This is a genomic window from Streptomyces asiaticus (assembly GCF_018138715.1).
GTDB classification, from domain to species: domain Bacteria; phylum Actinomycetota; class Actinomycetes; order Streptomycetales; family Streptomycetaceae; genus Streptomyces; species Streptomyces asiaticus.
Genome location: NZ_JAGSHX010000006.1, coordinates 3766361 through 3788675 on the forward strand (window position 1 = coordinate 3766361; position 22315 = coordinate 3788675).

General features: G+C 69.4%; 19 protein-coding genes and 1 riboswitch. Of the genes, 9 read left to right on the forward strand and 10 right to left on the reverse strand.

Annotation, left to right across the window (positions count from 1 at the left end; translation table 11 throughout):
- Window positions 1-129 precede the first annotated feature (129 nt).
- Window positions 130-912 carry an ABC transporter ATP-binding protein gene (locus KHP12_RS23255; RefSeq protein WP_086881281.1) on the forward strand — a complete coding sequence of 261 codons (783 nt, stop codon included), beginning with the start codon at window positions 130-132 and terminating at the stop codon, window positions 910-912.
- A gap of 71 nt (window positions 913-983) precedes the next feature.
- Window positions 984-3533 (forward strand): ABC transporter permease, encoded by a 2550-nt coding sequence (locus KHP12_RS23260; protein ID WP_086881282.1) that lies wholly within the window; start codon window positions 984-986, stop codon window positions 3531-3533.
- Between the two features lie 99 nt (window positions 3534-3632).
- Here the strand turns inward: KHP12_RS23260 and KHP12_RS23265 are convergent, their stop codons facing one another.
- From KHP12_RS23265 to KHP12_RS23305, 9 genes are all read right to left on the reverse strand, one after another.
- The gene (locus KHP12_RS23265) at window positions 3633-4946 is read right to left on the reverse strand and encodes an SAM-dependent methyltransferase (protein WP_086881283.1); all 1314 of its coding nucleotides are present in this window, start codon (window positions 4944-4946) and stop codon (window positions 3633-3635) included.
- Window positions 4947-5178: 232 nt separating this feature from the next.
- Window positions 5179-6558, reverse strand: a complete 1380-nt coding sequence (locus KHP12_RS23270) for an NAD(P)/FAD-dependent oxidoreductase (protein ID WP_086884817.1) — start codon at window positions 6556-6558, stop codon at window positions 5179-5181.
- Between the two features lie 395 nt (window positions 6559-6953).
- The gene (locus KHP12_RS23275) at window positions 6954-7913 is read right to left on the reverse strand and encodes a Ppx/GppA phosphatase family protein (RefSeq protein WP_211833640.1); all 960 of its coding nucleotides are present in this window, start codon (window positions 7911-7913) and stop codon (window positions 6954-6956) included.
- Complete coding sequence (locus tag KHP12_RS23280; protein ID WP_211833642.1) at window positions 7910-8458, reverse strand: DUF501 domain-containing protein; 549 nt, start codon at window positions 8456-8458, stop codon at window positions 7910-7912. Before KHP12_RS23280 ends, KHP12_RS23275 begins: the two co-directional genes overlap by 4 nt.
- A gap of 70 nt (window positions 8459-8528) precedes the next feature.
- Window positions 8529-9011 carry an FtsB family cell division protein gene (locus tag KHP12_RS23285; protein WP_037954434.1) on the reverse strand — a complete coding sequence of 161 codons (483 nt, stop codon included), beginning with the start codon at window positions 9009-9011 and terminating at the stop codon, window positions 8529-8531.
- Window positions 9012-9115: 104 nt separating this feature from the next.
- Window positions 9116-10396 carry a phosphopyruvate hydratase gene (gene eno / locus KHP12_RS23290; protein ID WP_086884820.1) on the reverse strand — a complete coding sequence of 427 codons (1281 nt, stop codon included), beginning with the start codon at window positions 10394-10396 and terminating at the stop codon, window positions 9116-9118.
- A 305-nt stretch (window positions 10397-10701) separates the two neighbouring features.
- Entirely contained in the window at window positions 10702-11418 is a 717-nt protein-coding gene (locus KHP12_RS23295; protein ID WP_211833651.1) for a transglycosylase family protein, read from the reverse strand.
- A 6-nt stretch (window positions 11419-11424) separates the two neighbouring features.
- Window positions 11425-11592, reverse strand: a riboswitch (cyclic di-AMP (ydaO/yuaA leader).
- A 255-nt stretch (window positions 11593-11847) separates the two neighbouring features.
- The gene (locus tag KHP12_RS23300; RefSeq protein ID WP_210609387.1) at window positions 11848-12852 is read right to left on the reverse strand and encodes a LysM peptidoglycan-binding domain-containing protein; all 1005 of its coding nucleotides are present in this window, start codon (window positions 12850-12852) and stop codon (window positions 11848-11850) included.
- 185 nt (window positions 12853-13037) lie between these two features.
- Window positions 13038-14315: a cytochrome P450 family protein gene (locus tag KHP12_RS23305; protein ID WP_086884340.1), complete on the reverse strand. Its 1278-nt coding sequence runs from the start codon at window positions 14313-14315 to the stop codon at window positions 13038-13040.
- A 653-nt stretch (window positions 14316-14968) separates the two neighbouring features.
- Here KHP12_RS23305 and KHP12_RS23310 point away from each other — a divergent pair.
- From KHP12_RS23310 to KHP12_RS23340, 7 genes are all read left to right on the forward strand, one after another.
- Window positions 14969-16111: a sensor histidine kinase gene (locus KHP12_RS23310; RefSeq protein ID WP_086884339.1), complete on the forward strand. Its 1143-nt coding sequence runs from the start codon at window positions 14969-14971 to the stop codon at window positions 16109-16111.
- The gene (locus tag KHP12_RS23315) at window positions 16108-16509 is read left to right on the forward strand and encodes a roadblock/LC7 domain-containing protein (protein ID WP_037954446.1); all 402 of its coding nucleotides are present in this window, start codon (window positions 16108-16110) and stop codon (window positions 16507-16509) included. Before KHP12_RS23310 ends, KHP12_RS23315 begins: the two co-directional genes overlap by 4 nt.
- On the forward strand, window positions 16506-16877 hold the full coding sequence (locus tag KHP12_RS23320) for a DUF742 domain-containing protein (RefSeq protein WP_037954448.1): 372 nt from the start codon (window positions 16506-16508) through the stop codon (window positions 16875-16877). The genes KHP12_RS23315 and KHP12_RS23320 overlap by 4 nt, the downstream gene beginning before the upstream one ends.
- Window positions 16852-17442 carry a GTP-binding protein gene (locus tag KHP12_RS23325; RefSeq protein WP_037954450.1) on the forward strand — a complete coding sequence of 197 codons (591 nt, stop codon included), beginning with the start codon at window positions 16852-16854 and terminating at the stop codon, window positions 17440-17442. The genes KHP12_RS23320 and KHP12_RS23325 overlap by 26 nt, the downstream gene beginning before the upstream one ends.
- Before the next feature lie 9 nt (window positions 17443-17451).
- Window positions 17452-18798 carry a cytochrome P450 gene (locus tag KHP12_RS23330; protein ID WP_211833653.1) on the forward strand — a complete coding sequence of 449 codons (1347 nt, stop codon included), beginning with the start codon at window positions 17452-17454 and terminating at the stop codon, window positions 18796-18798.
- 345 nt (window positions 18799-19143) lie between these two features.
- A complete protein-coding gene (locus KHP12_RS23335; RefSeq protein WP_086884337.1) occupies window positions 19144-20286 on the forward strand; it encodes a tryptophan dimethylallyltransferase family protein in 1143 nt (380 codons plus the stop codon).
- A gap of 110 nt (window positions 20287-20396) precedes the next feature.
- A complete protein-coding gene (locus tag KHP12_RS23340) occupies window positions 20397-21770 on the forward strand; it encodes a tryptophanase (protein ID WP_086884336.1) in 1374 nt (457 codons plus the stop codon).
- Between the two features lie 89 nt (window positions 21771-21859).
- Here the strand turns inward: KHP12_RS23340 and KHP12_RS23345 are convergent, their stop codons facing one another.
- Entirely contained in the window at window positions 21860-22279 is a 420-nt protein-coding gene (locus KHP12_RS23345; protein WP_086884335.1) for a DUF6479 family protein, read from the reverse strand.
- Window positions 22280-22315 lie beyond the last annotated feature (36 nt).

Here is a 22315-nt window from a genome sequence, read left to right on the forward strand (position 1 = left end):
GCCAACACCACCTACATCGCGAGACCCCCACGAGAACGGGAGCACGGGCTGATCCCGTCCCCCTTCACAACCGGAACCATGGAGTGACGTCCCGCCCACTCCCGCAGAGCACGACAGGAGTCATTCACCGTGACCACCATGCCCCTCGGCGTCCAAACCACCGCCCACTCCGCCGCGGCAGCCGCCCGCGCCACGGACCTGAGCAAGGTCTACGGCGAGGGCGAGACCCAGGTAATCGCCCTGGACTCGGTCTCCGTCGAGTTCCGCCAGGCGGAGTTCACCGCGATCATGGGCCCCTCCGGCTCCGGCAAGTCCACGCTGATGCACTGCATGGCGGGTCTCGACACCATCTCCAGCGGCTCGGCCCGGATCGGCGACGTCGAACTGACCACGCTCAAGGACAAGAAGCTCACCCAGCTGCGCCGCGACAAGATCGGCTTCATCTTCCAGGCATTCAACCTGCTGCCGACGCTGAACGCGCTGGAGAACATCACCCTCCCGATGGACATCGCGGGCCGCAAGGCCGACCAGGCGTGGCTGGACCAGGTGGTGGCCACGGTCGGTCTGGCCGGCCGGCTCAAGCACCGCCCCAACCAGCTGTCGGGTGGTCAGCAGCAGCGCGTCGCCGTGGCCCGCGCCCTGGCCGGCCAGCCGGAGATCATCTTCGCCGACGAGCCGACCGGCAACCTGGACTCCCGCTCCGGCGCCGAGGTCCTGGGCTTCCTCCGCAACTCGGTGCGTGAGCTGGGCCAGACGATCGTGATGGTGACCCATGACCCGGTCGCCGCGTCCTACTCCGATCGGGTGGTCTTCCTCGCCGACGGCCGGATCGTGGACGAGCTGCGGAACCCCACCGCCGACTCGGTACTGGACCGCATGAAGCGCTTCGACGCCAAGGGCCGTACGAGCTGACGCGGGGCGCGCGCCCGTACCAGCACGCCGCCCCGCACTCCCCCACTCCACCCCCTCAGGACTGACACCTCATGCTCCGTACAGCCCTGCGCAATGTGCTTGCGCACAAGGCCCGGTTGCTGATGACCGTGCTCGCCGTGATGCTCGGCGTGGCCTTCGTCGCCGGCACCCTGGTCTTCACCAACACCATCTCCGACGCCTACCAGAAGAGCTCCCAGAAGGGCTTCAAGGGCGTCGACGTCGCCATCACGCCCGACAAGAAGGACGACGACTCCGCCAACCCCGGTGACGCGCCCCGGCTGAGCCAGCGGCTGCTGGACCAGGCGTCCAAGGCGCCCGGCGCCACCTCCGCCTTCGGTGTGGTGAAGGGCTCCTCCGCCCTCGCCGACAAGAAGGGCGACCTGCTCGGCAGCGGCTTCCCCAACCTCGGCGGCAACTACTACCCGGGCTCGGGCGGCAAGGACCCCCGGTACAACATGACCGAGGGCCGCGCCCCCAAGGCCGCGGGTGAGATCGCGCTCGACTCCAGGACCGCCGAGCGCGGCCACTACAAGGCCGGGGACTCCATCCGGGTCTCCGTCGACGGCCCGGTGCGCACCGAGAAGGTCGTCGGCGTCTTCACCACCGACGACGGCAATGTCGCTGCGGGCGGCACCCTCGCGCTGTATGACACGGCCACCGCGCAGAAGCTGTTCGGCAAGCCCGGGCAGTTCGACGAGATCGATGTGAAGGCCGACGCGGGCACCTCGCAGTCCACCCTGAAGTCGTCGATCGACAAGATCCTGCCCGAGCAGGCCAAGGCCACCACCGCCAAGAAGCTCGCCAAGGACCAGGCCAAGGCGATCGAAGAGGGCATGAGCAGCATGCAGACCGCGATGCTGGTGTTCGCCGGTATCGCGCTCTTCGTCGGCATCTTCATCATCGTCAACACCTTCTCCATGCTGGTCGCCCAGCGCACCAGGGAGCTCGCCCTGATGCGCGCGGTGGGTGCGACCCGCCGTCAGGTCACCCGCTCGGTGCTGATCGAGGCCACCGTCGTGGGCGCCGTCGCGGCCGTGGTGGGTCTCGCCGCCGGTGTCGGCATCGGCGCCGTACTGCGCTCGGTGCTCAACTCCACCGGGGCCAAGGTCCCGGACGGTCCGCTGATCATCGCGCCGACCACGGTGCTGGCCTCGGTGGTCGTGGGTGTCGTGGTGACCGTCCTCTCCGCCTGGCTGCCCGGCCGCCGCGCCGCCAAGATCCCGCCGGTCGCCGCGATGAACAGCGTGCACGCCGCGCCGACCACCCGCGGTCTGGTGCTGCGCAACACCATCGGCTCGATCCTCGCCGCGGCCGGTGCCGCGCTGGTGGTCGCCGGTGCGGGCATGGGCGGCGACGGCCAGGGCCCGATGGCGTTCGGCGCGGCCGTCCTGGTGATCGGCATCTTCGTGCTCACCCCGCTGCTGTCCCGGCCGCTGATCGCGGCCGCCGGCCCGGTGCTGCGGATCTTCGGGATGCCCGGCAAGCTGGCCCGGCAGAACGCGGTGCGCAACCCGCGCCGCACCGCCGCAACCGCCTCCGCCCTGATGGTGGGTCTCACTTTGATCACCGGTATGACGGTGATCGCTGGATCCATGCAGAAGGGGATCGACAAGATGGCGGCCGACGGGCTGAAGTCCGACTACGTCGTCAGCATGGGCGGGGGCGGCGGGACCGGCGGGCGGCCGCTGTCGCCCGAGGTGTCCAAGACCCTGGCGAAACTGCCCGAGGTCACCACGATCAGCCCGCTGCGCTCCTCCCCGGCCCGGATCGCCGGCGACTCCGACTCCCTGACGGGCGTCGACCCGAAGGCCATCAAGGACCTGGTGAAGGTGGACTTCACCGAGGGCTCGTTCGCCGCGCTCGGGGGCACCAAGGCCCTCATCGACGACAAGATCGCCGATGAGCACCACTGGAAGGTCGGCTCCACCATCCCGGTGACCTACGAGGACGGCCGCAGCGGCAAGCTGACCGTGGGCGGTGTCTTCGAGGGCAACCAGATGATCCGCGGCGTCATGGTCGACAGCGCCACGGTCACCCCGCACATGACCACCGTCGCGGACTTCCAGGTGATGCTGAAGACCAAGGGCGGCGCCACGGAGAACAACAAGGACCTGCTGAAGAAGACGCTCGGCGAGAACCCGGCGATCAAGATCCAGAACAAGCAGGACACCTCGGACGAGATCGCCAGCGCCTTCACCCTGATGCTGAACATGCTCTACGGGCTGCTCGCCATGGCCGTGATCGTCGCCGTGCTCGGTGTCATCAACACCCTGGCGATGTCGGTCTTCGAGCGGTCCAAGGAGATCGGCATGCTGCGGGCGATCGGCCTGGACCGGGGCGGCGTCAAGCGGATGGTGCGGCTGGAGTCGCTGGTCATCTCGCTCTTCGGCGGGGTGCTCGGCCTCGGGCTCGGCGTCTTCTTCGGCTGGGCGGCCGGTGAGCTGATCGCCACCGAGCTGCCGAGCTACGAGCTGGTGCTTCCGTGGGCCCGGATGGGGCTGTTCCTGCTGATGGCCGCCCTCGTGGGCGTCATCGCGGCGCTGTGGCCGGCCCGGCGGGCCGCCAAGCTCAACGTGCTGGCCGCCATCAAGGCCGAGTAGCCGAGCAGCCGAGCGGGCCGCACAGCGGCGAGCCGGACCCGGGACGTCCCCGTCCGCCCCTCTGAGGGGCGGACGGGGACGTCCGCGTTACGGCCGGTTTCAGCCGCGCCAGTCGCGGGCCCGCAGCGGAAGCCCCGAGGCCCCGCCCTCGGGGGTACGGACGGCGAGGATCTGGTTGACCCCGATCCGGTTGCGCTCGAAGGAGAGGGCGGAGGCCGCCATGTAGAGCCGCCAGACCCGGGCCCGGCCCGGGGAGGTCAGCCGCACGGCCTGGGCCCAGGACCGCTCCAGGTTGGCGACCCAGCGGCGCAGCGTGAGCGCGTAGTGCTCACGGATGGCCTCCACGTCGCGCACCTCGAAGCCCGCCTCCTCCAGCTGGGCCACGGTCCGGCCGACCGGGGCGAGCTCACCGTCGGGGAAGACATAGCGGTCGATGAACTCGTCCACGTGGTACGCCCCTTCGTCCGGCTGGGGGCGCCGGGCGATCTGGTGGTTGAGCAGCCGCCCGCCGGGCCGCAGCAGCCGGTGCAGGATGGCGGTGTACTCGGCGTACCGCACGGCGCCCACGTGCTCGGCCATGCCGATCGAGGAGATGGCGTCGTAGGGCCCGTCCGGAACCTCGCGGTAGTCCTGCACCCGGATCTCCACCTGGTCGGTGAGCCCGGCGTCCGCGATGCGCTTACGGGCGTACGCCGCCTGCTCCTCGGAGAGCGTGACGCCGACGGCGCGCACCCCGTACTCGCGCGCCGCGTGCAGCACCATCGAGCCCCAACCGCACCCCACGTCCAGCAGTCGCTGACCGGGCTTCAGCGCCAGCTTGCGGCAGACCAGGTCCAGCTTGGCGCGCTGGGCCTCCTCCAGCGTGGAGTCCGCCCGGTCCCAGTAGGCGCAGGAGTAGACCATCGAGGGGCCGAGCACCAGCTCGTAGAAGTCGTTGCCGACGTCGTAGTGGTGGCTGATGGCCTTACGGTCGCGGCGCAGGGAGTGCAGCGGACCGAGGGTGGTCCTGGCCTCCTCGCGCGGCGGGGGCGGCGGCAGCCCCGGCCCGGCGAGCGCGATCATCTCCAGGGCGGCGGTGCGCAGCCCGGGGGCGCGCAGCGCCTGGAGGCCGGTGCGCAGCCGGGACCGCGGCGCGGTGGCGGGGCCGCGCTCCCACAGCAGCCCGGACAGCCGGTCCAGCGCGTCGTACAGATCGCCCTCGACATCGAGGTCCCCCGCGACCCAGGCGCGGGCCAGGCCCAGCTCGCCCGGCCGCCACAGGATCCTGCGCAGCGCCCGGCGGCGCCGGATGACCAGGGTGGGCGCGCCGGGCGGGCCGGTCTCGCTGTGGTCCCAGGCGCGGACGCGGATCGGGAGAGGGGTCCCCAGCACCTCCTCGGCCAGGGTGGCGATCCGCCCAGCGGCGTCGGCCATTTCGCACCTCCGTGATGGCGAGTCAGGAAGATTCACTCACCACGTAAACACCATGGAACCCGCCGTACAGTCCCGCCGACACGTCTGGAATCGGCAAAACAGCTTCAAAAGCGGGCCATTGGAGGGCGTCCGGGGGCAGACGTAAGGGCGTCCGCCCCACGGATGGCGGACGCCCTCGGCGTTCAGTTGTGCGGTTCGCGCCCGTCTGGGCGGGCCGGGCGGGCCCGTACGGTCAGGACGCCTTGGCCTTCTCGGCCGGGGCCGCGGGCTTGGCCGCGGTGGCGGCGCTGACCGGGGAGGCGGCCTCGTAGAACTCCTCGCGGGGGTTCTCGATGGCGCCGAGCGAGACGACCTCGCGCTTGAGGAACATCCCCAGCGTCCAGTCGGCGAGCACCCGGATCTTCCGGTTGAAGGTCGGCATGGCCATGCCGTGGTAGCCACGGTGCATGTACCAGGCCAGGCGGCCCTTCAGCTTGATCTTCATCTTGCCGAAGACGATCATCGCGACGCCCTTGTGGAGGCCCAGACCCGCGACGGCGCCCTTGTTGGCGTGCTTGTACTCCTTCTGCGGGAAGCCCCGCATACCGGAGATCACGTTGTCACCGAGGACCTTGGCCTGGCGCAGCGCGTGCTGGGCGTTCGGCGGGCACCAGGCGCCCTCGCCGGCGGCGAGGTCCGGGACCTGGGCGTTGTCGCCGGCGGCCCAGATGTAGTCGCTGCCCTGGACCTGGAGGCTCGGGGCGGTGTCCACATGGCCGCGCGGGCCGAGCGGGAGACCGAACCGGGCCAGCGCCGGGTTGGGCTTGACGCCCGCGGTCCACACGATGGTGTTGGAGTCGACCTCGAGGCCGTTCTTGAGGACGACATGGCCGTCGACGCAGGAGTTCATCGAGGTCTCGAGGTAGACCTCGATACCGCGCTTCTGGAGGTGCTCAAGACCCCACTTGCCGAGCTTCGGGCCGACCTCGGGGAGGATCTTGTCGGCGGCGTCGACGAGGACGAAGCGCATGTCCTCGCGCTTGACGTTGGGGTAGTACTTGGCCGCGTCACGGGCCATGTCCTCGACCTCGCCGATGGTCTCCGCGCCGGCGAAGCCACCGCCGACGAAGACGAAGGTGAGCGCCTTGCGGCGGATCTCCTCGTCCGTGGTGGAGTCGGCCTTGTCGAGCTGCTCGAGGACGTGGTTGCGCAGGCCGATGGCCTCCTCTATGCCCTTCATACCGATGCCGTTCTCAGCGAGACCGGGGATCGGGAAGGTGCGGGAGACCGCGCCGAGGGCGACGACCAGGTAGTCGAAGGGCAGCTCGTACGTCTCGCCGACGAGCGGCTGGATGACGGCGACCTTGCGGTCCTGGTCTATGGTCGACACGCGGCCGGTGAGGACCTCCGCCTTGGGGAGCACGCGCCGCAGCGGAACCACGACGTGGCGCGGGGAGATGCTGCCGGCCGCAGCTTCGGGGAGGAAGGGCTGGTACGTCATGTACGAGCGAGGGTCGACGACCGTGACGGTCGCCTCGCCGTACCGCATCTTCTTCAGAATGCGGCGCGCCGCGTACAAGCCAACGTACCCACCGCCTACAACGAGGATCCTGGGACGCTCCGTGGTGCTCATGATTCGAGTATCCAGCACCCCTTGGGGGGGACCTCGTGAGCCCCTTCACAAGCATGGTGGAGGTATCTGCTACACTCCGCCGCCCCCGTGATGGACGCCATACCGGCACAGCGGAACCACTGGCCGGATCGAGACGTTCCCACCCCTCTGAACAGGGCTTGTGACTGAACGCGCGAGTAGACCAGACGGTCCGCGCGAGGACACCGAACACCGCCCTGACACCTCACGATCCGGTCAGTTACGGGGCCCGGCCGCCGAAACCGCCCCAGAGCGCCGCATCGGGGCGGCCACCAGGCGCCTTTTTCATGTGAAGAGTTTCACGAACTTTCTCGGAGGCGGCTCGCGGAGGGCCCCCGACGGGGGTTCCGCGGCCGCTCATACGTTATTCCGCCCGCTCAGGCGATGCTCCAGGCGAGCCCGTCGAGGATGTCGTGTTCGCTCACCACGACCTCCTCGGCGCCGGTCCTTTCCATGATCGAAAGCAGGATGAGCGCCCCCGCGCCGATCACGTCGACCCGCCCCGGGTGCATCACCGGGATCTCCGCCCGCTCCGCGTGACTGGAGCCGAGCAGCCTGCCCGTGATCTCACGGACCTGGCCGAGGGTGATCCGGGAGTGGTGGATCGCGGAGGAGTCGTACTCCTTCAGCCCCAGCGCGATCCCGGCCACGGTGGTGACCGAACCGGCGAGACCGACCAGCGCGTGTCCGTCCGCGGGACGGCAGGCGCGGCTGAGCGGCACGGTGCGCTCGGCCAGGTCCAGCGCCCGCTCCACATCGGCCCTTATGGCGGCGATCTGATCCTCCGTCGGAGGATCGGTGATCCGGCCGTCCACCACCAGATGGCGCTCGGTCAGCCGGACGCAGCCGATGTCCACGCTGCGGGCCGCCCGCACCCCGTCGCCGCCCTCGACGAACTCCGTCGAACCGCCGCCGATGTCCACCACCAGGTACGGCCCGGCCACATGGTCATGGCCGGTGAGCTCCTTGGTGGCCCCGGTGAAGGAGAACTCCGCCTCCTGGTCCCCGGTGATCACCTCGGGCTCCACGCCCAGGATCTCCACGACCCCGCGCACGAACTCCTCGCGGTTCTCGGCGTCCCGGGAGGCGGAGGTGGCCACGAAGCGGACCCGCTCGGCGCCCAGCTCGCGTACGACCTCCGCGTACTCGCGGCAGGCGGCGAAGGTGCGCTCCAGGGCCTCGGGGGCGAGCCGGCCCGTGCGGTCCACGCCCTGGCCCAGCCGGACGATCTTCATTCGGCGGTCGAGCTCGATCAGCTCCCCGGTGGCCGGATCGGCGTCCGCCACCAGGAGCCGGATCGAGTTGGTGCCGCAGTCCACGGCGGCGACGCGGGTCATGCGCTCTCCTCCCGGCCCGGGGCCTCGGTCTGGCAGGGGCTCACACACGGGCCCTTGCGCCACCACTCCGGCAGCATCGCGATCGCCTCGTCCCCCAGCGGATTGACCCCGGGACCGGCCGCGAGGGAGTGGGCCACCAGCACATGCAGGCACTTCACCCGGTCCGGCATGCCGCCCGCGCTGGGGAAGCCCTGGAGCACCTCGACGGCGTCGCGGCGCGCGATGTAGTCCTCGTGGGCGGCGCGGTAGGCGGCGGCCAGCTCGGGGGCGGTGCCCAGCCGGGCCGTCATCTCCTTCATCACGCCCTCGGCCTCCAGCGTGCCGATCGCGGACGCGGCGCGCGGACAGGTCAGGTAGTAGAGGGTGGGGAAGGGCGTACCGTCCTCGAGCCGCGGCGCGGTCTCCACGACGTCCGGATTGCCGCAGGGGCAGCGGTGCGCGATGGCGCGCAGGCCCCGGGGCACCCGGTTCAGCTGCTCCCGTACGGCGTGGATGTCCGCGTCGGTGGGCGCGGTGGGCTCCGTCTGGGGCGGGGGCGTATCCATGAGTGGGAAAGCTCTTCTTCTTCGTTTCGATTCGAACGCCGGGTGCGGCCGGCGGCCGGAGCGCGGCGCCTCAGCGGCGCGCGCCGCCCGCCCCCGCCGCGTCCGCCGTGTCCACGGCGTCCCAGAGGTTGGTGTACCAGGGGCGGCCGGCCGCGCCCTGGTCGGTGGAGTGCTCGGTGGAGCCGGCGCCGTCCACCACGCTGTAGCCGGTCTCCCCCGGCATCAGGAAGTGCAGCCGCTCCCGGGCCTGCTGCTCGGTGTAGGCGGGGTCGCGCAGCCGGGCCTTCCGCTCCCGCAGCTTCTTCACGTCCTCGCGGGCCCGCTGGGCCTCGTGCCGCTGCTCGGCGATGTCGGAGCGCTGGGAGATGTACTGCCGCATCGGATAGGCGAGCGCCACGACGAGGGAGCAGACGACCAGCGCGAGCAGGGCGGCCCGGCCGGTCAGCCGGCCGCGGCGGCGCTTGGTGCGCACCCGGTAGACCCGGGCGGCGGCGTGCTCGCCGAGCGCCTTGAGCCTGGTCGCGGTGGAGAACCGTTCCCGATCCGCCGGCACGTCGCCTCCCCGGTGATGACTTCGCTTGGGTAACGCCGTCGAGCGACGCCGTCCCCGGCCACGGTACGGGACCGCGGCCGGGGACAGGCGTCAGACGTGTCCGCTCAGCCCTTGAAGCGCGGGAAGGCGGAACGGCCCGCGTACACCGCGGCGTCGTCGAGGATCTCCTCGATGCGCAGCAGCTGGTTGTACTTGGCCACCCGCTCGGAGCGGGCCGGGGCACCGGTCTTGATCTGGCCGCAGTTGGTGGCGACGGCCAGGTCGGCGATGGTGACGTCCTCGGTCTCACCGGAGCGGTGCGACATCATGCACTTGTAGCCGTTGCGCTGGGCCAGCTCGACCGCGTCGAGGGTCTCGGTCAGCGAGCCGATCTGGTTGACCTTGACCAGCAGGGCGTTCGCGGTGTCGCTGTCGATACCGCGGGACAGCCGCTCGGGGTTGGTGACGAAGAGGTCGTCGCCGACCAGCTGGACCTTGTCGCCGAGCTGCTCGGTGATGGTCTTCCAGCCGTCCCAGTCCTCCTCGTTCAGCGGGTCCTCGATGGAGACCAGCGGGTACGCGGCGACCAGCTCGGCGTAGTACGAGGTCATCTCGGCGGCGGAGCGGGACTGGCCCTCGAACTGGTACGTGCCGTCCTTGTAGAACTCGGAGGCGGCGACGTCCAGCGCGAGCGCGATGTCCTGGCCCGGCTGGTAGCCGGCCTTCTTGACCGCTTCGAGGATCAGGTCGAGGGCCTCGCGGTTGGAGCCGAGGTTCGGCGCGAAGCCGCCCTCGTCGCCGAGGCCGGTGGACAGACCGCGCTCCTTCAGCACGGACTTCAGGGTGTGGTAGACCTCGGCGCCCCAGCGCAGGGCCTCGGAGAAGGACTCCGCGCCGATCGGCGCGATCATGAACTCCTGGATGTCCACATTGGAGTCGGCGTGCGACCCGCCGTTGAGGATGTTCATCATCGGCACCGGCAGCAGATGGGCGTTCGGGCCGCCGAGGTAACGGAAGAGGGGGAGGTCGGACGCCTCGGAGGCGGCGTGCGCGACGGCGAGGGAGACGCCGAGGATCGCGTTGGCACCGAGCGAGGACTTGTCCGGGGTGGCGTCCAGGTCGAACATCGCCTGGTCGATCAGCCGCTGCTCGGTGGCGTCATAGCCGACCAGCTCGGGGCCGATCTGCTCGATCACGGCGAGGACGGCCTTCTCCACGCCCTTGCCGTTGTAGCGGTTCTTGTCGCCGTCACGGAGCTCGAGGGCCTCGAAGGCGCCGGTGGAGGCGCCGGACGGCACGGCGGCACGGCCGGTGCTGCCGTCGTCGAGGCCGACCTCGACCTCGACCGTGGGGTTGCCTCGCGAGTCGAGGATCTCGCGAGCTACGACGACGTCGATGGACGGCACGAGGTTCTCCTTCGTATGGGTCTGCGGTAGCAGCACGAGCCTAACGGGCCGGGAGGGCTGCGCCCCGCGTTCGCCCGCCCCACGAGACAGGGGCGCGATACAAAACGCCAGATTCTGGATCAAAATCCAGAATTCCTGCGCATTGGGAAAGCCCCGGCAGGGCGCGCCATAGGGGCGGCACGCCCGGCCGGGGCTCGTTCTCGGGAGCCGGCCTCAGCTGGGGTCCCCGGGGGGAGTCCTCAGACCGGGGCCGTGACCATGACCGTGGCTGTGACCGGGGCCGCGGCCATGACCGTGGCCGTGGCTCAGCGGAGGTGCAGCTGCTGGCCCGGGAAGATCAGGTCGGCCTGCTCCACGATGTCCTTGTTCAGCTCGAAGACCTTCTTCCAGCCGCCCTTGACGTCGTGAGCCTTGGCGATCTTGCCGAGGGTGTCGCCGGACTTGACCTTGTACTCGCCGTCACCCTTCTTGATCGGGCCACGGGTCTGCTGCCGCGCGGCGTGCTCGGGCGCGGTGCGCGGCTGCGCCTTCGGCTGGGCCTTCGGCTGCGCCGACTGGGCGGCCGGGGCGGACTTGGTGGTCGCCGAGGACTGGTCCTGCGACCCGGAGGGCGCGGACGGCGCGGACGGGGCGGACGGGGCGGACGGGCTGCCGCCGGAGGTCAGACCCTTGCCGCAGACCGGCCAGGCGCCCTTGCCCTGGCTGCCCAGGACCTTCTCGGCGATCTGGATCTGCTGGGCCTTGCTGGCCTTGTCCGCGGTGGAGGCGTAGGCCGTGCCGCCGTAGGCGGCCCAGGTGGAGCTCGAGAACTGCAAGCCGCCGAAGTAGCCGTTGCCGGTGTTGATCGACCAGTTGCCACCGGACTCGCACTGCGCGACCTGGTCCCACTGCGAGGTGGTGGCCGCGGAGGCGGAGGTCGCCCCGATGAGCGGTGCCGCCACGGCGGCACCGGCGAGACCGGTGAGCGCGGCGATACGGGTGGCCTTGGAGGGGCGGCGGTGCTTCCCGTTGGACTTGAGCATTTTGGTTCGTTTCCTCACCGACGCCTACGAGGTGAGCTGTCGGGTTCGGACGTGAGTTGCCCGGCCGGTCGCGATGGTCGCTCCCGGCTTCACCCCTAGCCGACAAGCCCGTGTCCACAGGCCACTCGGCACCTACCTTGGGTCCCCCGCTCCTGCCTTCGGCGCTGACGCGTCGGTTTCCCCCCGACCGCCGGCAGGATTCGGCGTGACGATCGACGGTGCCCGCGGTGGCGAGCGGAAAGACGTTAAACACACCTGCCAAGAACGTTCAAACACCCCAAGGGCAGCGAATGGGGCTGTAATTGATCTCACCCGGCCCACATCGACGCAGGTGGGGCCGGGTGAGGAGGGATCGGACACGAGGCGCGCCCCGGAAAATGTGACGAGATGTATGTCTCACCGGGTCCAGATCGGGCAATTCCCCCCGAATCACTGCTCCCTGATGGTCAGGTCAAGTCGCTGACCAGGGATGATCAGATCGGGGTCGGTCCCGATGAGGTCCTCGTTGGACTCGTAGAGCCCTTCCCAACCCCGGGACACATTCTGGTGCTCGGCGATCCCTGACAGGTTGTCACCGGGGCGAACAGTGTAATCGCCGTCCGTGGAGCCCTCGTCGCGGTCCGAAGCGCCGCGCGAGGCATGGCGCCCGGAGGGCCGTGCGCTCCCGGCGTCGCCGTCGTCGGCCCCCTCTCCGGCGTCCGGGGAGCCGCGGTGGCGGCCGGAGGGCGACGGGTCGGCCGAGGGGGTCCTGGAGTCGTCCGACGCCGAGGGGCGGTCCGAGCCCGAGGGGCCGTCCGCATCCGCATCATCCGCCGCCGGGTCGTCCGAGGCGGAGCCGTCCAACCCGTCGGGGGACTTGGAGGTGTGGGGCGCCTCCGGGTCCTCGGCCGACCCGGACGCGTCCGGCGCGTCCTGCCTGTCGGCGCCGTCGGACGTCCCCGAACGGTCGGCGTCCGAGGAGGAGCCGTCCCGCCCCCGGTCCCCCGGGTCGTCATCGCCACGCCCCGCCCCCGGGTCCGAGGTGGCCGTGGTGCCGGGGTCCACATCGGGGGCGCCGCCGCCGTCGGTGAGCCCGGCGCCCAGCGCACAACTCGGCCAGGCGTCGGGGCCGCGGTCGCCGAGGATCGCCTCGGCGACGGATATCTGCTGGGAGCGGCTGGCGAGGTCGGGGCGCGGGGCGTACTCCGTGCCGCCGTACTTCTTCCACATGTCGAGGGTCAGCTGGAGCCCGCCGTAGAAGCCGTTGCCCTCGTTGGCGCTCCACATACCGCCGCTCTCGCACTCGGCGACGTGATCCCATGTGGCGGTCTGCGCGGCCTGTGCGCCGGTCGCCCCGAAGAGGGGCATGGCGAGGCCCGCTCCCGTGACCCCCGCCGCGACGATGATGGCCGGAGCCTGACGGGGGCGACGGTGTCGACCATTACCGGAACGCATGCGATTGACCTCTCCTATGGCGCTATGGCCCTATGGCGACAAGGTTTGCCGGTGAACATAGCGAGGGCACTCGATCATCACAAGGCGATGTATCCCAGGTCACGCCAAGGTCACACGGCTGATCATTCATCACCTATGTCCGCCCGTACGGGCCTTGGGGGCCGCAGCCGCCCGTTTCGCGGGGCTCAGCCGTCCGCGGAATTCCAGGTCACCGGGAGCGTGCGCAGCCCGCGCATGATCAGCCCGCCGCGCCACCGCAGCTCGTCCGGATCCTCCGCGAGCCGCAGCCCGGGCAGCCGCCGCAGCAGGGTGGCGATCGCGGTCTGGGCCTCCAGCCGGGCCAGCGGGGCGCCCAGACAGTAATGGATGCCGTGGCCGTAGCCGAGGTGCTGATTGTCCCGGCGGGTGAGATCGAGGACGTCCGGCTCCGCGAACCGTTCGGGGTCCCGGTCGGCCGCGGCGAGCACCACCAGCACCGGCTCCCCCTCGGCGATGTGCTGCCCGGCGAGGGTGAGCGGCTCGGTGGCGAACCGCCAGGTGGCGATCTCCACGGGTCCGTCGTAGCGGAGCAGTTCCTCGACCCCGGCGGCGAGCAGCCGCTCGTCCCCTTCTTCCATGGCCCGCCGCATGAGGGCGCGCTGCTCCGGATGGCGCAGCAGCGCGTAGACGCCGTTGCCGATGAGATTGACGGTCGTCTCGAAGCCGGCGAAGAGAAGGATGAAGGCCATGGCCGCGGCCTCGTTCTCGGTGAGGTGCTCACCGTGGTCGCTCGCCCGGATCAGCCCCGAGATCAGATCCTCCCCGTCCTCTTCTTCCCTGCGCTCCGCGAGTTCCAGGCGCTTGCGGTGGATCAGCTCGCCCAGATACGCCCGGATCCTCTTCACCGCGCGGGCCACTCCGCCGCGCGGGCCGCCGCCGTGCCGGATCATCGCGCCCGCCCAGTCCCGGAAGTCGTCCTGGTCCTCGCGCGGCACCCCGAGCAGATCGCAGATGGCGTAGATGGGGAGGGGGAAGGCGAACTCATGGATGAGATCCGCCTCTCCCCTCTCTTCGAAGGCGTCGATGAGCTGATCGGTGAGCGTTTGCACCCGGGGGGCGAACGCGGCCACCCGGCGCGGGGTGAACGCCCTCGAGACCAGCCGCCGCAGCCGGGTGTGGTCGGGAGGGTCGATATTGAGCAGATGTGTCATCAGCTCGGCGCGGCGTTCGCCCGGGATGCCCACCTTGCCCTTGGCGTGGGCCGCCGCACTGTGCCGCTGGGGGTTCTTCGAGAGCCGGGGATCGGCCAGCGCCTTTCTGGCGTCGGCGTAACGGGTCACCAGCCAGGCGTCCACACCACTGGGCAACGTGGTCCGGTGCACCGGGGCGTGTTCGCGTAGCCAGGCGTACGCGGGGTAGGGATCGCTGGCGAACTCCCAGGTGAAGAGGGTGGGAGCGGAGCTGTCACGGGGCTGTTCCGACACCCCCCGACGATACCGGCGAGGGGCCGCTCCCCCCTCGGTCTGCCGGAAGTAACCACAGACAAGAGAAATAAGGGAATAAGAAGAACAAAGAGAATATGGGAGTCATGACCGGGATGAATGTCTAGCGGAATTCCCCATTCATCTCCACACACCCTTCACCACCCGCGCACAGCCGGGGCCGAATGCCCGGATATCTGATGGCTGGGACCGCCCTTCAGCGGATGCCCGCGCCGCCCCGTTACGATCCGCCGGGACCCGCCCTGACGTCGGTCAACGCGATGAACTGGGGGTGTGGCTGAAACGCCGTCAGGTGAACGAATGGGACTGGGGCACATGCACGGGGCCCAGTGATACCGGTGATACGATCACCGCGCTTGCCAGGCGAGCCAAGGGCGCGTAAGACACACGGCGATCCGGCACATCACGCCGAGAGGATCCCCACTCTGAGGAGCATTATGCCGCCAGTCGGGCATACGGAGCCGTTCCGGCGCACCGACGCCTGTGCGCTGCCGTCGGCAAGACGAGTGCGACGTCCCCGGAACCCGCGGGCGCCGTACGAGCGCTGACTTACCGCCGCCCCGACCATTCCAGACGCATAACGCACCACACCTCCCTAAAGTCCCTGGCGGTCTAGTCGTTTAAAGAGAGTCTCAATGACGCAATATCTACAGGATCCAGCGCTCTGGGCCCTGATCGCTGGCACGCCTCTCGCCGCAACCGCCATTATCCGCGGGCGAAAGACGCGAGCGAATCTGCGCCGGGAGCGGGCGGAGCTAGAGAAACGCGCGGCCGACCTCGAGAACAATTACGCCGAGGCGGTGCAGGAGGCACAGAACCGCGCCGAAGAGGCCACCAAGAGCGCGCTGAAGTCCGCCATGCGAACCCTTCAGGGTCTCGCCAACGAGCAGCAGCTGGCCATCTCCAAGACGCAGGACAAGTACGGCGAGCACCAGCTTCTCCAGGACCTCCTGGAGATCGACCATATGAACTCGCAGTTCGGTCGGCGTGCGCAGTCCATCGCGGTGCTCTGTGACGGCTGGCTGGGTCGGCAGCGAGCCGTTGCCTCGGTGTACGACGTGGTGCGCAGCGCCAAGGGCCGCATCCGTCACTACACCCGGGTGGAAATCCGCTCGCAGAGCAATTTCGCCCTGGTCAGCCGGGCCGTGGAACCGGTCGCGCTGGCGCTGGCCGAGCTTTTGGACAACGCGACCAGTTACTCCGCGCCCGACTCGCCCATCGACATCACCATCCGCACCGTCCCCAAGGGCGTCTGCGTCATCATCGACGACGCCGGCGTCGGTATGAACGAGGAGGAGAAGAACCGGGCGGACAAGCTGCTCTCGGCCACCCATGCCACCGGTGTAACGGGACTGGGCAATCCGCCGCAGTTCGGTTTCGCGGTGATCGGTGTGCTCGCCGCGCGCTACGGCTTCACGGTGTCCGTCGATTCGACCTCTCCGTACGGTGGTGTGCGCGCGGTCGTGCTTCTCCCCGAGGACCTTCTGACCAATATGCCCGAGCCGGAAGTGCAGCCGACGACCCACGCTCCCGCAGCGGCCGAGCAGTCGGAGCCGAGCGGTTCCACCATGACCAGTTCCACCGTGGGCGGTTCCACCGCCGGGGGCCTGCCCAAGCGCCGCCGTAAGGGCGCGATTTCCATCGTCCCGAGAGCGGACGCCACTGCCGCGGCCCGGACGAGCGAGGAAACCGCATCGATCATGGGCGCGTTCCAGCGCGGCACTCAGTCCGGCCGCTCAGCAGCAAACCCGAGCAGGGAAGGGCATGATCCTCAGTGAACAACGACCTGTCATGGATGCTTGAGAGCGCCCTGGAAGTACCAGGTGCTCGTCATGCGATCCTGGTTTCCGCCGACGGTCTGCTGATGGCCCGTTCTCAAGAGGTCAAAAAGGACGAGGCCGACACCGTCGCGGCGGCGATGAGCGGCATCCAGTCGCTGAGCCGCACCATGGCCGGCTTCTGCGGTGGCCCCCATATGACGTGGCGCCAGACCCTGGTGGAGTTCGACGGTGGCTGGGTCTTCCTCATCTCCGCGGGTGAGGGTGCGTATCTGGCGGTCTCCTCGGCGCCCGATGTCGACATGGCCGACATCACCTTCCGGATGCAGCAGCTTGTCGGGCAACTCGGCAAGGCGCTGACCACACCACCTCGCGAAAACACCGGAATTCAGGCATGACGGCGCCAGGCGAGCAGGAGCCCGAATCCGCTCAGTTAGTGCGACCGTACGTCATCACCAACGGTCGAGGGCTGCCGGAGAACGACCAGTTCAACTTGATCACGCTGGTCACCGCCTCCGAAGAGAGACCCCCCAGCCATCTCGACCCGGAGAAGCGCGGGCTCCTGGAGCTGTGCTCGGGTGGTTATCTCTCGGTCGCGGAGATAGCCGGACACATGGGACTTCCGATCGGCATCGTGAAGGTCCTGCTGTCCGATCTCTCCACGGACGGCTACCTCATCACCCGTGCACCCGCGCCTCCCGCGCAGCTTGTCGACGTTTCGCTCCTTCAGGAGGTGCTGGATGGGCTCCAGGCCCGTTTCGGATGATGACGTCTATCTGAACGAAGCGGTGCAGATCGCGGCCAAGATCCTGGTCGTGGGGCATTTCGCGGTCGGAAAGACGACGTTCATCGGCACCATGTCCGAGATTCCTCCGCTGCGCACCGAGGAGCGGATGACTCAGGCCGGAGCCCATGTCGACGACCTCATGGGCACCCGGGGCAAGACCACGACCACCGTGGCCATGGACTTCGGCCGGCTCACGCTCAGCGACAGACTTGTCCTGTATCTCTTCGGCACACCCGGACAGGAGCGCTTCGTCCAGGTGTGGGAGGACATGACCCGAGGCGCTCTCGGGGCACTGATCCTCGTCGATCCCGAACGGCTCAAGGAATCCTTCCCGGTGATCGACCTGGTGGAGCACTACGGACTGCCCTATGCGATTTCCGTCAACCACTTCGACGGCACGCCGGCCCGCCCCGACGACGAATTGCGCGAGGCGCTCGACCTGCTGCCCGAGACCCCGATCGTCACCTGTGACGCACGTGACGAGAAGTCATCGGCCAACGCGCTGATCACGCTTGTCCGTTACCTACAGGAACGTACCCGCTAGGAGCACCTGATGAACATGCAATCGGATTTTCCGGCGGCGCCACCACCCGGCTGCCCCGCCCATGGCAGTGGCAAGCGGGTGCCGCTGTACGGGACGGAGTTCGCCGCCGATCCGGGTGCCTACTACACCTATATGCGCTCGTACGGCCCGGCCGCGCCGGTGGAGCTCTCCCCGGGCGTCGAGGCCACGCTGGTCACGGACTACTCGGCGGCGCTCCAGCTGCTACAGAACCCGGACACCTTCCGGAAGGACTCGCGCCGCTGGCGTGACTACAACGAGGGCAAGGTCACCCGGGACAATCCGGTCGTCCCGTTGCTGGAGTACCGGCCGAACTGCATGTTCACCGACGGCGCCGAGCATATGCGCCTGCGTCAGGCGGTGACCGACAGCCTGGCCCGGGTGGATACGCATCGGCTGAGCCGCCATGTCGAACGCGTCGCGGACTATCTGATGGACCAGTTCCTCTCCCGCGGCTCGGCCGATCTGCTCAACGATTATGCCAAACTGCTGCCGCTGTTTGTTTTCAATGAGCTTTTCGGATGCCCGGCGGAGATCGGCGACCGGGTTATCTTCGGCATCTCCGGTATTTTTGACGGAATCAATGCGGAGAAGGCGAACGAGGTGCTCGGCCAGAGCGTCGGCGAACTCGTCGCATTGAAGCGCAAGCAGCCCGGTGACGATGTCACCTCCTGGCTTATGCAGCACCATGCCCAGCTGAATGATGAGGAAATGGCTCATCAGCTGGTGCTGCTGCTGGGGGCCGGTGCCGAGCCGCAGCGGAATCTCATCGCCAATGCGCTGCTGCTGTTGCTCTCGGACGAGCGGTACGCAGGGGCCGGGCTGCTGGTCGAGGACGCCCTCGACGATGTGCTGTGGAACAGCCCGCCGATGGCCAATTACGCTCCGCATTACCCGGTTACCGATGTGGACTTCGCCGGGACCCGGCTGCGGGCGGGTGAGCTGGTGCTGATCTCCATCGCGGCCGCGAACAGCGACCCCGCGCTGTCCGCCTCCCGGCAGCAGCTCAGCAAGCGCGCTCACCTGGCATGGAGCGCCGGTCCGCACGCCTGCCCGGCCAAGGACACCTCTCAGCTCATCGGCGTGGTGGCCATCGAGAAACTGCTCAACAAGCTGCCGGACATCGAGCTCGCGGTGCACGAGTCGAGCCTGACCTGGCGCCCCGGCCCATTCAACCGAGGGCTGACCGCGCTGCCTGCCCGATTCACTCCGATACGTACGGAAAAAAAGCCCGTTACGCAGCAACAGATCCCCACGGGCGACCATCGCGCCCACACCCAGAACAAGCAGGAGAAGGGCGGCTTGTGGAGTTCGTTCCTCTCATGGTGGCGAGCGTGATCTAGGTCACATCGGGAACCCATTTCATACCGCATGAATGTTCAACTGAACGGGTAGGCAGTGTTGCGCAATTTATGTTGGCCAAAATCTAAGAGGAGCTGTCGTGAGGTCTCCCGCCGCCGGCGACATCACTGTCGGTCGACGATCAGCGGCACCACTCATATCCCGACCGCACCCCCACACCCGCGGCCAATCGAACACCTACCCTAATTTCGCGGAAGCACACGCGATGGGAACCCAGATACCCGCCCCACGGGGCGGGTATCTTCTCGTGGTACGGGAACACCGGGTATCCCCACCGCCTAAACCAAAACAGCCGTTCCTCTCGATTCAGCGGGAGGTTCGATGAACGGATTCAGTTCGGGTGAGGCACTGCTCGGTGACCTCGCCACGGGCCAGCTGACCCGGCTGTGCCACGTCGCGGGGCTGAGCGAGGCCGATACGGCCGCGTACACGGGTGTGCTGATCGAGAGTCTGGGGGCCACGGCCGGACGGCCGCTGGCGCTGCCGCCCCCGTCGCACACCTTTCTCTCCGACGACCACAGCCCCGTCGAGTTCTCCCTGGCCTTCCTGCCGGGCCAGACCCCGGACCTGCGGGTGCTGGTGGAGCCGGGCTGCTCCAGCGGGGACGACCTGGCGGAGAACGGCCGGGCCGGTCTGCGATCGATTCACGCCATGGCGGACCGCTGGGGGTTCTCGACCGACCAGCTCGACCGGATCGAGGACCTGTTCCTCCCGCCGTCCCCCGAGGGCCCGCTGGCCCTGTGGTGCGCCCTGGAGCTCCGCCCCGGCGGCGTCCCCGGGGTCAAGGTCTATCTCAACCCCTCGGCGAACGGCGCCGACCGGGCCGCCGAGACGGTCCGCGAGGCGCTGGCGAGGCTGGGCCACGGCCAGGCGTTCGACTCGCTGCCCCGGGCGGAGGGCTTCCCGTTCTTCGCCCTGGACCTCGGCGACTGGGACGCCCCGCGGGTGAAGGTCTACCTCAAACACCCCGGGCTGTCCCCCGCCGAGGCGGGTTCCCTGCCCCGGATGACCCCCGCACCGGGCCGGGAGCGGCTGGAGGAGTTCTTCCGCACCGTCGGCGCCCTCCCCGCCGGGGACTTCGCCGACGACGAGGGCGCCGACCGGCTCGCCGGGCGCCCCGCCCTCACCTGCCACTCCTTCACGGAGACGGCGACCGGGCTGCCCAGCGGATACACGCTCCACGTGCCCGTCCGCGACTACGTCCGGCACGACGGCGAGGCGCGGGAGCGGGCCGTGGCCGTGCTGCGCAGCAATGGCATGGACAGCGCGGCCCTCGACCGGGCGCTGGCCGCCGTGAGCCCGCGTCCCCTCGGCGACGGCGTGGGCCTGATCGCCTATCTGGCACTGGTCCACCAGCACGGCCGGCCGCGGCGGGTGACCGTCTACGTCTCCTCCGAGGCGTACCAGACCCGGCCGCCCCGCGAGCCGGCCCCCACCCGTGACCGGGTACGGGCCCGGCTCTGAACTCCGCCGGTACATCGAACACCGAGCACGCCGGGACACCCAACTCCGGGACACCGCACGCCGAGCACGCCGAAACACCGAACGACGAACAGACAGGAAGCAGGGGCAGCGTGGAGCCGTACAGGATCAAGGTTGTCGAACCGATACCCGTCACCACACGGCAGCAGCGCGAAGCGGCGCTGAAGCGTGTCAACTACAACCTCTTCGACCTGCGCGCCGAAGAGGTGACCATCGACCTGCTCACCGACTCGGGCACCGGGGCGCTGTCCGCCGCCCAGCTCGCCGCCGGGATGGCGGGCGACGAGTCCTACTCGGGCTCCCGCTCGTTCTACCGCTTCCACGAGACGGTCACCGAGCTCACCGGCTACGCCCATATCCTCCCCGCCCACCAGGGGCGCGCGGCAGAGCGCGTGCTGTTCACCACCCTGCTGGAGCGCGGCGACCTCGTGCTGTCGAACACCCACTTCGACACCACCCGGGCCAATGTCGAGCTGAACGAGGCCGAGGCGCGCGACCTGCCGTGCCCCGAGGCCAAGAACCTCGACAGCACCGACCCGTTCAAGGGCAACATCGACTTGGACGCGCTCGCCCGGACGCTGTCCGGGCCCGATGGCTCCCGGGTCGCCGTGGTCGTCATGACCATCACCAACAACGGCGGCGGCGGGCAGCCCGTGTCCATGGAGAACCTCAAGCGGACGGCCGCCCTGTGCCGTCAGCACGGGGTGCCGCTCTTCCTGGACGCGGCCCGGTTCGCCGAGAACGCCTGGCTGGTCACCCGCCATGAGCAGGGCTACCGCGACCGCACCCCCCGGCAGGTCGCGGAGGAGGCGTTCCGCCTGGCGGACGGCTGCATGATGAGCGCCAAGAAGGACGGCATCGTCCACATCGGCGGCTTCATCGGCACCAACGACCCGGAGCTCGCCCAGAAGTGCGAGCTGCTCCTCATCGCCACCGAGGGGTTCGCGACCTACGGCGGTCTGGCCGGACGCGACCTCGACATGATGGCGCAGGGGCTGACCGAGGTGACCGAGGTGAGCTATCTCGCCGAGCGCGCCGAGATCGCCTCCCACCTCGCCCACCGGGTCCGCGCCGCGGGCGTGGACATCGTCGAGCCCCCGGGCATGCACGCGCTCTACCTCAACGCCGGTCGGCTGCTGCCGCACATCCCGCCGCACAACTACCCCGGCCACGCCCTGGCCTGCCAGCTCTACCTGGAGGGCGGCATCCGCTCGGCCGAGCTGGGGTCGCTCTACCTCGGCGAGGAGGACGAGCACGGCAACCCGATCAAGAGCGCGCCGTACGAGCTGGTCAGGCTCGCCCTGCCGCGCCGGGTCTACACCCGCAGCCACTACGACCACGTGGGCGAGACGCTCGCGAAGATCGCCAAGAACGCGGACCAGGTGTACGGCTTCCGGATCACCGAGCAGTCCCCGATCCTGCGCCACTTCCGCGCCACGCTGGAGCCGGTGCCCGTCAGGCGCTGACCTCGGCACGACCGCGCGCGGGCCCGGCACCGGACACCACCGGTGGCGGGCCCGCGTCGTCGTACGCACGCGCCACGCGCCCACACCGCTCAGCCGTTGCCGAACGAGCCGCTGCTGCCCTCGCGCCAGGTGGGCCGGTCCTCGGTGCCGCGCTTGCCGGAGTCGCGGGTCCCGGAGCCGCCCAGCTCGGACGGGAACCGGCGGCGGCCGTCCCGATCCACCTCATGGGGCTCGCGGTTCTGGGTGACATAGCCGACGCTGTCCTCGTCGTCCTGGTGCCCCGGACCATGGCCCGCCGCCCGCGCCTCGTGGTCGGCCTCCTGGGCCTTCTGCCAGGAACCGGCGCGGCGCTGCGGCTGCTGGGGCGGGACCGGCTCACGGGCCCGTATCCGTATCCCCCACCACACGGCCCCGAAGCACAGGATCACGACCACCAGCCCGACGATGAACGGCCCCGTCCCGACCAGCAGGTCCCGGGTCACGGCGAGATCCTCGGTGTACGTATCCATGACGGCCGGGTACCCGGACCCGCCCGGATATCACTC

What these genes read in the sequence shown, in the direction of transcription:
- KHP12_RS23260 (WP_086881282.1), top strand. Translation starts at nt 984, where the DNA reads ATGCTCCGTACAGCCCTGCGCAATGTGCTTGCGCACAAGGCCCGGTTG.
- KHP12_RS23265 (WP_086881283.1), bottom strand. Translation starts at nt 4,946, where the DNA reads ATGGCCGACGCCGCTGGGCGGATCGCCACCCTGGCCGAGGAGGTGCTG.
- KHP12_RS23270 (WP_086884817.1), bottom strand. Translation starts at nt 6,558, where the DNA reads ATGAGCACCACGGAGCGTCCCAGGATCCTCGTTGTAGGCGGTGGGTAC.
- KHP12_RS23275 (WP_211833640.1), bottom strand. Translation starts at nt 7,913, where the DNA reads ATGACCCGCGTCGCCGCCGTGGACTGCGGCACCAACTCGATCCGGCTC.
- KHP12_RS23280 (WP_211833642.1), bottom strand. Translation starts at nt 8,458, where the DNA reads ATGGATACGCCCCCGCCCCAGACGGAGCCCACCGCGCCCACCGACGCG.
- KHP12_RS23295 (WP_211833651.1), bottom strand. Translation starts at nt 11,418, where the DNA reads ATGCTCAAGTCCAACGGGAAGCACCGCCGCCCCTCCAAGGCCACCCGT.
- KHP12_RS23300 (WP_210609387.1), bottom strand. Translation starts at nt 12,852, where the DNA reads ATGCGTTCCGGTAATGGTCGACACCGTCGCCCCCGTCAGGCTCCGGCC.
- KHP12_RS23310 (WP_086884339.1), top strand. Translation starts at nt 14,969, where the DNA reads ATGACGCAATATCTACAGGATCCAGCGCTCTGGGCCCTGATCGCTGGC.
- KHP12_RS23320 (WP_037954448.1), top strand. Translation starts at nt 16,506, where the DNA reads ATGACGGCGCCAGGCGAGCAGGAGCCCGAATCCGCTCAGTTAGTGCGA.
- KHP12_RS23325 (WP_037954450.1), top strand. Translation starts at nt 16,852, where the DNA reads ATGGGCTCCAGGCCCGTTTCGGATGATGACGTCTATCTGAACGAAGCG.
- KHP12_RS23330 (WP_211833653.1), top strand. Translation starts at nt 17,452, where the DNA reads ATGAACATGCAATCGGATTTTCCGGCGGCGCCACCACCCGGCTGCCCC.
- KHP12_RS23335 (WP_086884337.1), top strand. Translation starts at nt 19,144, where the DNA reads ATGAACGGATTCAGTTCGGGTGAGGCACTGCTCGGTGACCTCGCCACG.
- KHP12_RS23345 (WP_086884335.1), bottom strand. Translation starts at nt 22,279, where the DNA reads ATGGATACGTACACCGAGGATCTCGCCGTGACCCGGGACCTGCTGGTC.